Source organism: Streptomyces filamentosus, assembly GCF_014654895.1.
In the GTDB taxonomy this organism is placed as follows: domain Bacteria; phylum Actinomycetota; class Actinomycetes; order Streptomycetales; family Streptomycetaceae; genus Streptomyces; species Streptomyces filamentosus.
Genome location: NZ_BNBE01000001.1, coordinates 1,129,898 through 1,142,659 on the forward strand (window position 1 = coordinate 1,129,898; position 12,762 = coordinate 1,142,659).

Sequence of the window (12,762 nt, forward strand, 5' to 3'; positions counted from 1 at the left end):
GCACCGGGCGGGCGTCTCCCGGACGCCTCCCGGGCGGTTCAGCCCCGCGCGCGGGCCGCGGCGACGACCGCCTCGACCAGGCGGACGTTCTCCGGCGCGCCGGGACCGGACATGAAGCCGAAGCGGCGGCGGGTGTAGCTGTAGGCGAGGCCGGTGGCGGGGTCGGCGAAGGACTGCGTGCCGGGAGCGCCGCTGTGGCCGACGGCGAGCGGGCTCAGCGAGGGGTAGAGGGTGGCGAGCGGGACGAGCCCGAGGCCGAAGGCGTTCTCCTCGCCCGTCACCAGGTCGGTGCCCTTGGAGTGGATCCGCGCGGACTCGGCCAGCGTCTCCGCGGTGAGCAGCGGGGGCCGCCCGTCGAGTCCGCCGACGGCCGCCGCGTACAGCCGGGAGAGGCCGCGCGCGGTGCCGACGCCGCCGCCGGAGAGCGGCGAACCGGCGTGCACGGCGCGGGAGTTCCCGTACTCCAGGAGGTCGACGGGGGGCTCGGAGGTCAGCCCGAAGGCGGTGGCCATGAGGCTGTCGGGGGCGATGGGGTTCGCCTCCAGGAAGGCCCGCTGTTCCGGGGTGGGGAGCAGCGGCAGGGCGGGGGCGAAGCGGGCTTCGAGCTCCTCGGGCAGGCCGAGGTGGTAGTCGAGGCCGTACGGTGCCCGCAGCCGCTCCTCGTAGTGCTCCTGGACCGTGCGGCCGGTGGCGCGCAGGACCACCTCGCCGACCAGGGCGCCGAAGGTGAGGCCGTGGTAGCCGTGGCCGGAGTCCGGCTCCCAGTAGGGGCGGTGGACGGCGAGCCGGGCCGCGACCCCCCGGTCGTCGGCCAGCTCCTCGAGGGTGAACCCGCCGTCGACGCCGATCGACCCGGACCGGTGCGCGAGCAGGCCGCGCAGGGTGGTCCCGCCCTTCCCCTCGGCCGCGTACTCCGGCCACCAGGAGGCCACCGTCCGGTCGAGGTCGAGCACTCCCTCCTGCACGAGGAGGGCGACGACGAGGGAGGTGACGCCCTTGGCGGAGGAGTAGAGGGCGAGCAGGGAGTCGCCGTCGACGCCGTCCCCGCCCCAGAGGTCGACCACCAGCCGGCCCCGGTGGTGGACGGCGAGCTGCGCGCCGCCGTCGCGCGCCTCGTCCGCCGCGATCCCCGCGAACACCTCCCGCACCGGCTCGAACCCGGGCTCCACCGTGCCGTGGACCTCGTTCATCGCGTTCCCCCTTCGTCGGATGATCATGTGACCACTCTCCCGAACCACCGGGGCGGCCTCCCGATTCCCGCCGCACGGCCCGTTGTCAGTGGCGGCGGCTAGCGTCGGCCGCATGGAAATCCGTATCGACAGCGGCGTGTTGACCGACGCCGTCGCGTGGGCCGCGCGGGTGCTGCCCGTCCGTTCGCCGATGCCCGTGCTCGGCGGGCTGCTCCTGGAGGCGGGCGAGGGCGGCGGGCTGAGCGTCTTCGGGCTCGACCACGAGGCGTCCGCGCGGGTGGAGGCCGAGGCCGAGACCGTGGTGCCCGGCCGCGCGCTGGTGCTCGGGCGGCGGCTGCTCGACATCTGCAAGGTGCTGCCGCGCGGACGGACCGTGCTGGCCGTGGAGGGCTCCCGGCTCTCCGTCTCCTCGGACGGGGTCCGCTTCGGGCTCTCGCTGCTCCCGCTCGACGCCCACCCGGCCGCCCCGGCGCTGCCGCCGGTCCTCGGCGAGGTCGACGGGGACGCCTTCGCGCGGGCCGTCGGGCAGGTCGCGGCGGCGGCCGGGCGGGACGACGCGCTGCCGGTCCTCACCGGGATACGGCTGGCGCTGGACGGCCCGGTGATGACCCTGGCCGCCACGGACCGCTACCGCTACGCGGTCCGCGCCCTGGAGTGGCACCCCGGCCCCGGCGCGGCCGGCGCCGGACCCGCCGACGTGGTCGTCCCGGCGCGGCGGCTCGCCGAGGCCGCCCGCTCCCTCGCGGGCGCGGGCCGGGCCCGGATCGGCCTGGACGCGCACACGATCGGCTTCGAGCGGGACGGCCTGCGCACCACCGCCCGGCTCCTCGACGGCCGGCTCCCCCGCCACGACAAGCTCTTCGCGCTCGGCGACCACGCGGTCGCGGTCACCGGCCGGGCCGCGCTGGTCGAGGCCGTGAAGCGGGTCGCGGTGGTCGCGGAGGGCGACAGCCCGGTCCAGCTGGCCTTCGAGGGGACGTCCGTCCGGCTCGGGGCGGGGTACGAGGACGACGTCGCCTCCCAGACGCTCCCCGCCTCCCTCGACGGCCCCGGTCCCGTGACGGTCGCCTTCAACCCGGGCTATCTGCTGGACGCCCTGGGCTCCTTCACCGCCCCGGAGGTACGGCTCCACCTGCTGGGCCCCGGCCAGCGCGCCCTGCTGGCCGACGGCGACGGCGACGCCCACCGCCACCTGCTGATGTCGGTGAAGCCGCTGGTCTGATCCCGGCCGGCCCCCGCGGGAGGACCCTCCTGGGGGCTTCCGCGGAAAGGCACAGACCGGAAAGGGCCGGGCTCAGAAGCCCCCGCCGCCGTCGAAGCCGCCGCCCCCGCCGAAGTCCCCGCCGCCGAAGCCGCCGCCGTCGCCGAAGCCCCCGCCGTCCCCGAAGTCGCTCCCGCCGAAGTCCTGGCCCCCGAAGTCGCCGGAGCCGTCGCCCTGGAAGTCGGGGCCGCCGTACTCGGCCGCGTACGCCGGGGTGGAGAGGGCGGAGCCGAGCATCGTGCCGACGAGGAGGCCGGGCAGCAGGCCGCCGCCGAAGTAGCCGCCCGCCCAGGGGCCGTAGGCGGGACCCGCCTCCCAGTAGGGGCGGCGGCCGGAGTCGGTCTCGACGGTGCGGGCGCGCGGGTCCTCGCCGTCGTCGAGGCGGGCCGCGTCGGCGGCGCAGACCGGGACCTCGCGCGCGGCGCCGCCGGCCGGGGTCCAGGTGCGGTCCGCGGTGGCCGGGCCGTGGCGCGGGTCGAAGAAGCACGGCGGCCGGCGCTCGGGCAGCGGACGGGACTCGCGGCGGGCGGCGAGCACCGCGAGCGAGAAGCGGCCGTCCTCCAGGGCCTGGGTGACCGCGCGGACGTCGTGCGGCCGGGCGGCGGAGGCCATCAGGGACTTCGCCCGGTCGTAGGAGTCCAGGGCGTGCTCGTAGTCGGCCCGCATCGGCTCGTCGGCGCCGGCCTCGGCCGGGTGGAAGTCGAGCCGTTCCAGTTCCTCGCCGAAGGCGGTGATGTCCTCGTCGACGACGACCCGCAGCCGGTCCAGGGCGGCCCGCTCCTCGGCCTCCTTGCGGCGGCGCCGCCCGCGCACCACCGCGTAGGCGCCCGCGCCGCCGGCCACCACGACCGCGCCGAGGACGACGAGGCCGGCGACCGGGGCTCCGGAGTCCTCGGCGCCGCCGGGCCAGGCGGCGGGCGCGGAGCCGCGCATCGCGGGGAGGGCCTGGTCGGCGAAGGCGTTCAGTTCGGCGGCGGCGTCGCCGCCGGGCCGGTCGGCGGCCTCGGCCATGTTCGCGGTGGCGGCGGGCGAGAGCACCGAGGCGTCGCTCTTCGCGGCGAACCGGTCGCCGAGCCGGACCGCGTACGTCCCGGCGATGCCGGTCTGGGCCCGCAGGTTCTCGACGAGCCCCTTCGGCGGGTACTGCGCGCCCTCCGGCAGCACCGCGACGAAGAGGGGCTTGTCCGCGGCCTCGATCTTCCGGGCGAGGGCGTCCGCCTCGGCCCGGGAGAGCCGGTCCGCGGCACCGGGGTCGACGTAGACCGGGCCCTGTCTCAGGGCTGCGGCCGCGTCGGGGACGCCCGTGGCCCTGGCGCCCGCGAACGGGGCCAGGACCAGGAGCAGCAGCAGTGTGAGTCCGGCGAGGACGGACCCCGCCGGTAGCGCCCTGGTCCTCATGGTTCGAAATTACCCGAACAATGCCGAACCAGACATCCAGGGCGGGACGGATGCCATCCGGCGGACGCCACCCGTCGGGTGCTGCTCGGCGGCGCTACTCGGCGGGGTCGACCCCGGCGCGCAGCAGACCGTAGGTGAAGGCGTCCTCGACGGCCTGCCAGGAGGCGGCGATCACGTTCTCGCCGACGCCGACGGTGGACCACTCGGCGTTGCCGTCGCTCGTGGTGACGAGGACGCGGGTGGTGGACTCGGTGCCGTGGCGGCCTTCGAGGATGCGGACCTTGTAGTCGACCAGCTCGAACTTGGCGAGCTGGGGGTAGATCCGCTCCAGGGCGACCCGCAGGGCGCGGTCGAGGGCGTTGACCGGGCCGTTGCCCTCGGCGGTGGCGAGCATCCGCTCGCCCTTGGCCCACAGCTTGACCGTGGCCTCGTTGGCGTGGGTGCCGTCGGGGCGGTTCTCGGTGATCGCCCGCCAGGACTCGGTGCGGAAGTAGCGCCGGGCCCGGCCCTCGGCCTCGGCGCGCAGCAGCAGCTCGAAGGAGGCGTCGGCAGCCTCGTACGTGTAGCCCTGGAGCTCGCGCTCCTTGACCCGCTCGACGACCCGGGCGACCAGCGCGCGGTCGCCGCCGAGGTCGACGCCGAGCTCCTTGCCCTTGAGCTCGATGGAGGCGCGGCCGGCCATGTCGGAGACGAGCATCCGCATGGTGTTGCCGACCAGCTCGGGGTCGATGTGCTGGTAGAGGTCGGGGTCGACCTTGATGGCGGAGGCGTGCAGGCCCGCCTTGTGGGCGAAGGCGGAGACGCCGACGTACGGCTGGTGGGTGGAGGGGGTGAGGTTGACGACCTCGGCGATGGCGTGCGAGATGCGGGTCATCTCGGCGAGGGCGCCGTCGGGCAGCACCCGCTTGCCGTACTTGAGCTCCAGGGCGGCGACGACGGGGAAGAGGTTGGCGTTGCCGACCCGCTCGCCGTAGCCGTTGGCGGTGCACTGGACGTGGGTGGCGCCGGCGTCGACGGCGGCGAGGGTGTTGGCGACGGCGCAGCCGGTGTCGTCCTGGGCGTGGATGCCGAGCCGGGCGCCGGTGTCGGCGAGGACGGTGGCGACGACGGCCTGGACCTGGGCGGGGAGCATGCCGCCGTTGGTGTCGCAGAGGATGACGACGTCGGCGCCGGCCTCGTGCGCGGCGACGACCACGGCCTTGGCGTAGGCGGGGTTGGCCTTGTAGCCGTCGAAGAAGTGCTCCATGTCGACGAAGACCCGGCGGCCCTGGGCGACCAGGTGGGAGACGGTGTCGCGGACCATCTCCAGGTTCTCGTCGAGGGTGGTGCGCAGGGCCAGCTCGACGTGCCGGTCGTGGGACTTGGCCACCAGGGTGATGACGGGGGCGCCGGAGTCGAGGAGTGCCTTGACCTGGGGGTCGTCGGCGGCGGTGCCGCCGGCCCGGCGGGTGGCGCCGAAGGCGACGAGCTGCGCGTGCCGGAAGTGGATCTCCTGGCGGGCGCGGGCGAAGAACTCGGTGTCCCGCGGGTTGGCCCCGGGCCAGCCGCCCTCGATGAAGCCGACGCCGAACTCGTCGAGGTGCCGGGCGATGGTCAGCTTGTCCGCGACGGTGAGGTTGATGCCCTCACGCTGGGCTCCGTCGCGGAGCGTCGTGTCGAAGACGTGGAAGCTGTCGTCGGCCGGGCCGGCGCCCGGACGGGGGCTCTCGCCGTTCTCGGTGGTCATGACTGTGTTGGCTCCTGTCGGATGTGGCTCCGGAAGGTATGGATCCACTTGCCCCCATTCTCACGCGCCGTCCGTTCCCGGCGTGGGTGGGGCCGGAAAACGAAAAAACCCCTCGCGGGTGCGAGAGGTCTGCGCGCGGGTCTGGGGCACGGTGTCCACCGCCGCGGGGGTCGTGCCGCGGTTCAGTGGTCACTGCGGACCGGCGCGCTGCTGCCGATAATCATCGTGGGAGCAGGCACGTTCGCAGTGTGCCACAGGCCCGCGCGCCCCCGGACCGGGATCTCACGATGCGGAATCCAGGGCGTCGGCCTTCCGGGCGGGCGGCACGGGGGCGCCCGCGGGGGTGCCGACCCGGCCGAGGTCGATGTCGCGGGTCTCCCGCATGGTGAGGTAGACGACCAGGGAGACGGCCGCGCACCCGGCGACGTACCAGTAGTAGCCGGACTCGGCGCCGGAGTCCTTGAACCACAGGGCGACGTACTCGGCGGTGCCGCCGAAGAGGGCGTTGGCGATCGCGTAGGGCAGGGCGACGCCGAGGGCGCGGATGCCGGTCGGGAACAGCTCGGCCTTCACGCAGGCGTTGATGGAGGTGTAGCCGGTGACGACGAGCAGGGCGAGGAGCGAGAGCCCGAGCGCGGGCCAGAAGGACCCGGCGTGCTTCAGCATCGTCATGATCGGCACGGTGAGCAGCGTGGAGCCGACGGCGAAGGTGACGAGCAGCGGCCTGCGGCCGATCCGGTCGGAGAGCCGGCCGGCGAGCGGCTGGAGGCAGGCGAAGACGATCAGCGCGCAGAAGGAGACCAGGGTGGCGGTCTGCTTGGGCAGTCCGGCGGAGTTGGACAGGTACTTCGTGAGGTAGGTGGTGTACGTGTAGTAGGCCACCGTGCCGCCCATGGTGAGGGCGACGACGAGGAAGGCCTCGCGCCGGTGGGCCCACAGGGCCTTGAGGGTGCCCTTGTCGCCGCGCGCGACGCCGTCGTCGGCGGTCTCCTCGTACACCTCGGTCTCCAGCATGTTCCGTCGCAGGTAGAAGACGACGGCGGCGCCGAGGGCGCCCACGACGAAGGGGATGCGCCAGCCCCAGCCGTGCAGGGTCTCGGCGGACATGGTCCGCTGGAGGACGATCTGGAGGCCGAGGCCGAGGATCTGGCCGGCGGTCATGGAGACGTACTGGAAGCTGGAGGCGAGGCCCCGGCGGCCGGGGGCGGAGGCCTCGGTGAGGTAGGTGGCGCTGGCCGCGTACTCGCCGCCGACGGAGAGGCCCTGGAGGAGGCGGGCGACGAGGAGGACGGCGGCGCCGCCGTACCCGGCGACGGCGTAGGTGGGGGCGACCGCGATGAGCAGCGCGGAGGCCGACATGAGGGTGACGGTGAGGGTGAGGGCGGCCTTGCGGCCCTTGCGGTCGCCGACCCGGCCGAGGAGCCAGCCGCCGACCGGCCGCATGAAGAAGCCGACGGCGAAGATGCCGGCGGTGTTCATGAGCTTGGCGGTGTCGTCGCCCTCGGGGAAGAAGGCGCCGGCGAAGTAGGTCGCGAAGCTCGCGTACACGAACCAGTCGAACCACTCGACCATGTTCCCGGCCGAGCCGACCCAGATCTTCTTCCAGTGCTCTCGTCCCATGGCCCGGAACCGTGCCGGACCCGGCCGGGGGCGGGCAAGGGTGCAGGGGGCAACGATCGGGAGTACTTGCGTGCGTTACGTTCGCGGCATCAGGGTTTCGTCGAGGAACTCCCGCACCTGCGCGAGGACTTCGCTCCGCCCGGTGCCGGGCAGGCCGACCGCCACGTGCACGCTGAAACCGTCGAGGAGCGCGCGCGTACGGGTGGCGAAGCGGTCCGGGTCGACGGGCCGGAACTCGCCGCGCGAGACGCCCTCGGCGAGGATCGCGACGAGGTCCCGGTGCCAGGCCCGCTCGATGGCGGCCTGGCGGGCCCGGGCGTCCTCGTCGGCGCTCTGCGAGCGGTTCCAGACCTCCAGCCAGAGCGTCCAGTGGGGGTCGCGCGGCCCCTCAGGCACGTACACCCCGACGTATCCGTCGAGCCGGTCCCGGGCGCTGCCGGGCGCGGACAGCAGCGCCCCGCGCTCGGCGCCGAGCCGCCCCTCGCTCCACTCCAGGGTCTGGAGCAGCAGCTCGTCCTTGGTGCGGAAGTAGTAGAGGAGGTGGCCGCTGCTCATGCCGACCTGCCGTCCGAGCCCGGCCATGGTCAGCCCGTCGAGTCCCCGCTCGGCCACGGTGTCCATGGCCGCCGCGAAGACGTCCTCCCGGGGCGGGGCGGGCTGGTTCCGGCGTCGGGGTGCCGGGTCCCGGCTGCTGCGCTGACTCACTCGTACGTTCTACACCGCGGGCTGCTGCTGGGTGATGCAGTGGATGCCGCCGCCCGCCGCGAAGATCGTCCGGGCGTCGACGAGGACGACCTCGCGGTCGGGGAAGAGGCGGCGGAAGATCTCGGCGGCGAGCTCGTCGTGGGGGTCGTCGAAGGCGCAGAGGATCACGGCGCCGTTGCAGAGGTAGTGGTTGATGTAGGAGTAGTCGACCCAGTCGCCCTCCTCGTCGGTGAGGACGGTGGGGGCGGGGATCTCGATGACCTCCAGGGGGCGGCCCTGGGCGTCGGTCTGCGCCCTGAGGAGCTCCACGTAGGCGCGGGAGCGCTCGTGGTCGGGGTGGCGGGGGTCCCGCTGGCCGTGGACGAGGACGGTGCCGGGGCGGGCGAAGGCGGCGACGATGTCGACGTGGCCCTGGGTGCCGTACAGGCCATAGTCGCCGGCGAGGCCGTGCGGCAGCCAGATCGCCTTGGTGGTGCCGAGCCTGGCGTGGACCTCCCGCTCGACCTCCTCGCGGCTCCACCCGGGGTTGCGGCCGGAGCCGAGCTGGACGGTGTCGGTGAGGAGGACGGTGCCCTCGCCGTCGACGTGGAGGCCGCCGCCCTCGTTGACGAGCGGGGAGGACAGGACGGGGACGCCGGCGGCGTCCGCGACGTGGCGGGCGATCTTGGAGTCGTGTTCCCAGCGGGCCCAGTCCTGGGCGCCCCAGCCGTTGAACACCCAGTCCACGGCGGCGAGGGAGGTGCCGTCGGTGACGAAGGTGGGGCCGATGTCCCGCATCCAGGCGTCGTCGAGCTCGCGCTCCACCAGCTCGACGTCCTCGCCGAGCAGCGCGCGGGCGCCCTCCGCGTCGCCGGGGGCGACGACCATCGTCACCGGCTCGAAGCGGCGGACGGCGCGGGCGACGGAGGCCCAGGCCGCGCGGGCCGCGGCCAGCTCCTCGTCGTCGGTGAAGGTGGGGTTGGGGCTCGGCCAGGCCATCCAGGTCCGCTCGTGCGGGGTCCACTCGGCGGGCATGCGGTACGGGGTCATGGGCGGGTCCTAGAGGAAGTAGAGGCGGTTCAGGGAGACGGACTCGGCCGGCTCGGAGCGGATGGGGGCGCCGTCGAGCGAGACGAGGCCGGTGCGGTCGTCGACCTGGACGTCGCCGGTGCGGGAGTTGAGGAGGAGGTCGGCGGGGCCGATGCCGCGGGTGCCGCGCACGGCCACCCGGCGGCGGCGGGTCGGCAGCCGGTCGCCGCCGAGGTCGACGGCGGCGCGGGCGACGAAGGCGACGGAGAGGTCGGCGGGGGCCATGCCGTGGGCGCCGAACAGCGGTCCGAGGACGAGCGGTTCGCAGGTGTCGGTGGCGGCGTTGGGGTCGCCGGTGACCCCCCAGGCGGGGAAGCCCGACTTCAGCACCATCTGGGGCTTGGCGCCGAAGAACTCGGGCCGCCACAGGACGATGTCGGCCATCTTGCCGACCTCGACGGAGCCGATCTCGTGCGCGAGGCCGTGGGCGATCGCCGGGTTGATGGTCAGCTTGGCCAGGTAGCGCAGCACGCGCGCGTTGTCGTCGTGCGCGCCGTCGCCCTCCAGGGGCCCGAGCTCGGCCTTCATCTTCCCGGCCATGGCGAAGGTCCGGCGTACGGTCTCGCCGGCCCTTCCCATCCCCTGCGCGTCGGAGGAGGTGATCCCGATCGCGCCGAGGTCGTGCAGGACGTCCTCCGCGCCCATCGTCCCGGCCCGGATCCGGTCGCGCGCCATGGCGGCGTCGCCGGGGAGGTCGGTCTTCAGGTCGTGGACGGAGACGATCATCCCGTAGTGCTCGGCCACCGCGTCGCGGCCGAAGGGCAGGGTGGGGTTGGTGGAGGAGCCGATGACGTTCGGCACGCCCGCCATCTTCAGGACGTTGGGGACGTGTCCGCCGCCGCAGCCCTCGATGTGGAAGGCGTGGATCGTACGGCCCTCCAGGACGGCGAGGGTGTCCTCGACGGAGAGGCACTCGTTGAGGCCGTCCGAGTGGAGGGCGACCTGGACGTCGTGCTCCTCGGCGACCCGCAGCGCGGTGTCCAGGGCCCGGGTGTGGGCGCCCATGTCCTCGTGGACCTTGAAGCCGGACGCCCCGCCCTCGGCGAGGGCCTCGACGAGCGGAGCCGGGTCGGAGGAGGAACCCCGGGCGAGGAAGCCGATGTTGACCGGCCAGGCGTCGAAGGCGCCGAAGGCGTGCTTCAGCGCCCACGGGGAGTTGACGCCGACGCCCCAGACGGGGCCGAACTCCTGGCCGATGATCGTGGTGACGCCGGAGGCGAGCGAGGCCTCCATGATCCGGGGCGAGAGCAGGTGGACGTGGGTGTCGACGGCCCCGGCGGTGGCGATCAGGCCCTCGCCGGAGACGATCGTGGTGCCGGTGCCGACGACGACGTCGACGCCGTCGAGGGTGTCGGGGTTGCCGGCCCGCCCGATGGCGTGGATGCGGCCCTCGCGGATGCCGATGGACACCTTCCGGATGCCCTGGACGGCGTCGATCAGCAGGACGTTGCTGATGACGACGTCGCAGGTGTCGCGGACGGCGGCGGCCTTCAGGTGGAGGCCGTCGCGGGCGGTCTTGCCGAAGCCGGCCAGGAACTCCTCGCCGGGCCGCTGGGAGTCGGCCTCGACCCGGACGACGAGTCCGGAGTCGCCGAGGACCACGCGGTCGCCGGCCCGGGGGCCGTGCACGGAGGCGTACTCGTACGGGTCCATCAGTGCTCCTCCTCGGCGGACGGGACTCCCAGGTAGCCGCAGGCGGCCGCGCGGCGCAGCGCCTCCTCCTTCGCGCCGGGCGCGTCCAGCGGCCCGTCGACGAGTCCGGCGAAGCCGATGGCGACGCGCGCGCCGCCGATGGGGACGAGGCCGACCTCGGCGCGGCCGCCGGGGTCGAAGCGGAAGGAGGCGCCGGCCGGGATGGCCAGGCGCATGCCGTAGGCGGCGGCGCGGTCGAAGTCGAGGCGCGGGTTGGCCTCGAAGAAGTGGAAGTGGGAGGTGACGCTGACCGGGACCGTGGCGGTGTTGTGCACGGGGAGGGTGAGCGCGGGCTCCTGCGCGGGGTGGCCGGGGCCGGGGCGCAGCGCGCCGGGGGCGTCCACGCCGAGCGAGCCGCCGCCGATCGGGTCGGTGACGACGGCGAGCCGGGAGCCGTCGTCGAAGACGGCCTCGACGTGGACCTCGGTCACCACGTCGGCGACGCCGGGCAGCACGTCGTCGGGGCCGAGGACGGAGCGGGCCGCCTCGATGGCCTCGGCGAGCCGCCGGCCGTCGCGGGCCGCCTCGCAGACGGTGTCGGCGACGAGCGCGGTCGCCTCGGGGACGTTGAGCCGCAGTCCGCGGGCCCGGCGGGCCCGGGCGAGTTCGGCGGCGCCGAAGAGCAGCAGCCGGTCGCGCTCGGTGGGGGTCAGTCGCACGTCGTGCACCTCCTGTTTGAGCGACACTCTAAACGGTGGTGACGATGCTTCCAAGCATTGACGGGCGGTAAGGCGAAGGTCACATTGAACGCCGCTCGAAAATCCCTCGTTCCGCTTGCGGCGCCCCGGGACCGAAAGGTGCCCAGGACTGCGAGGCGTCCGGGGCTGCGAGGCGTCCGGGAACGCGGGACGCCCGGGACGGAAGGACCGTCCCGGGCGTCCCGGTGCCTCTGACTAGCGGGTCACTTGCCCAGCTCGTGCATCCAGCCGTGGGCGTCCGCGGCCTTGCCGGTCTGGATCGCGAGCAGCGCGTCGCGCAGCTTCATGGTGACCTCGCCGGGCTCGCCGCCCGACTGCTGCCACTCGCCGCGGGCCGACTTGACGGTGCCGACGGGGGTGATGACGGCGGCGGTGCCGCAGGCGAAGACCTCGGTGAGGCTGCCGTTCGCGGTGTCCTCCTGCCACTGGTCGATGGAGACGCGGGCCTCCTCCGCCTCGTAGCCGAGGTCGCGGGCGACCTGGAGGAGCGAGTCGCGGGTGATGCCGGCGAGCAGCGAGCCGGTGAGGGTGGGGGTGACGATCTTGTTCCCGTACACGAAGTACAGGTTCATGCCGCCGAGCTCCTCGACCCACTTGTGCTCGACCGCGTCGAGGTAGCAGACCTGGTCGCAGCCCTTGGCGGCCGCCTCGGCCTGGGCGAGCAGGGAGGCGGCGTAGTTGCCGCCGGTCTTGGCGTCGCCGACGCCGCCGGGGACGGCGCGGACGCGGTCCTCGGAGGCCCAGATGGAGACCGGCTTGACGCCGCCCGCGAAGTACGGGCCGGCCGGGGAGGCGATGACGACGAAGAGGTACTCGTTGGCCGGGCGGACGCCCAGGCCGACCTCGGTCGCGATCATGAAGGGGCGCAGGTAGAGCGAGTCCTCGCCGCCGTGCGCGGGCACCCAGGCGGCGTCCTGGCGGACCAGGGCGTCGCACGCCTCGATGAAGGTCTCGACCGGGAGCTCCGGCATGCCGAGGCGGTGCGCGGAGGACTGGAAGCGGCGGGCGTTGGCGTCGGGGCGGAAGGAGGCGACCGAACCGTCGGGGCGGCGGTAGGCCTTCAGGCCCTCGAAGATCTCCTGCGCGTAGTGCAGGACGTTGGTGGCCGGGTCGAGGGAGAGCGGGCCGTACGGCACGAGCTGGCCGTCGTGCCAGCCGCGGCCCTCGGTCCAGCGGATGGTGACCATGTGGTCGGTGAAGTGGCGGCCGAATCCCGGGTTGGCCAGGATCGCCTCGCGCTCCGCGTCGGACAGCGGGCTGGAGGAGGGCTTGAGCTCGATCGTGGGCTTCGTCATGAGTGCGTGTCCTTCACCGGTTGTGTGGGTCGGACCGCGCCCACGGCGTGCCCGCATGCCGCGGCCCCACGTTCGATTATCGCCCGGGGAGACCGGTGGACGAAACGGG

At 74.1% G+C, this 12,762-nt stretch carries 10 protein-coding genes; 1 reads left to right on the forward strand and 9 read right to left on the reverse strand.

The window, feature by feature from the left end; genetic code table 11:
* Positions 1-38: 38 nt before the first annotated feature.
* Positions 39-1,217, reverse strand: a complete 1,179-nt coding sequence (locus IE326_RS04870) for a serine hydrolase domain-containing protein (RefSeq protein WP_229915203.1) — start codon at positions 1,215-1,217, stop codon at positions 39-41.
* Positions 1,218-1,302: 85 nt separating this feature from the next.
* Here IE326_RS04870 and dnaN point away from each other — a divergent pair, with 85 nt between their 5' ends.
* Positions 1,303-2,412 (forward strand): DNA polymerase III subunit beta, encoded by a 1,110-nt coding sequence (dnaN, locus tag IE326_RS04875; RefSeq protein WP_190040907.1) that lies wholly within the window; start codon positions 1,303-1,305, stop codon positions 2,410-2,412.
* Between the two features lie 72 nt (positions 2,413-2,484).
* On the opposite strand, the gene IE326_RS04880 is transcribed toward dnaN, so the two are convergent.
* From IE326_RS04880 to IE326_RS04915, 8 genes are all read right to left on the reverse strand, one after another.
* The gene (locus IE326_RS04880; protein WP_170313877.1) at positions 2,485-3,849 is read right to left on the reverse strand and encodes a hypothetical protein; all 1,365 of its coding nucleotides are present in this window, start codon (positions 3,847-3,849) and stop codon (positions 2,485-2,487) included.
* A gap of 94 nt (positions 3,850-3,943) precedes the next feature.
* A complete protein-coding gene (cimA, locus tag IE326_RS04885) occupies positions 3,944-5,575 on the reverse strand; it encodes a citramalate synthase (protein WP_150231942.1) in 1,632 nt (543 codons plus the stop codon).
* Positions 5,576-5,857: 282 nt separating this feature from the next.
* Entirely contained in the window at positions 5,858-7,195 is a 1,338-nt protein-coding gene (locus IE326_RS04890; protein ID WP_190040908.1) for an MFS transporter, read from the reverse strand.
* 75 nt (positions 7,196-7,270) lie between these two features.
* On the reverse strand, positions 7,271-7,816 hold the full coding sequence (locus tag IE326_RS04895) for a TetR/AcrR family transcriptional regulator (protein ID WP_190042151.1): 546 nt from the start codon (positions 7,814-7,816) through the stop codon (positions 7,271-7,273).
* Between the two features lie 93 nt (positions 7,817-7,909).
* Positions 7,910-8,929 carry an agmatine deiminase family protein gene (locus IE326_RS04900; protein ID WP_190040909.1) on the reverse strand — a complete coding sequence of 340 codons (1,020 nt, stop codon included), beginning with the start codon at positions 8,927-8,929 and terminating at the stop codon, positions 7,910-7,912.
* Positions 8,930-8,938: 9 nt separating this feature from the next.
* Complete coding sequence (locus IE326_RS04905) at positions 8,939-10,621, reverse strand: urease subunit alpha (RefSeq protein WP_150231935.1); 1,683 nt, start codon at positions 10,619-10,621, stop codon at positions 8,939-8,941.
* Complete coding sequence (gene ureA / locus IE326_RS04910) at positions 10,621-11,319, reverse strand: urease subunit gamma (protein ID WP_190040910.1); 699 nt, start codon at positions 11,317-11,319, stop codon at positions 10,621-10,623. Before ureA ends, IE326_RS04905 begins: the two co-directional genes overlap by 1 nt.
* A 242-nt stretch (positions 11,320-11,561) precedes the next feature.
* Complete coding sequence (locus IE326_RS04915; protein ID WP_190040911.1) at positions 11,562-12,653, reverse strand: branched-chain amino acid aminotransferase; 1,092 nt, start codon at positions 12,651-12,653, stop codon at positions 11,562-11,564.
* Positions 12,654-12,762: the final 109 nt, after the last annotated feature.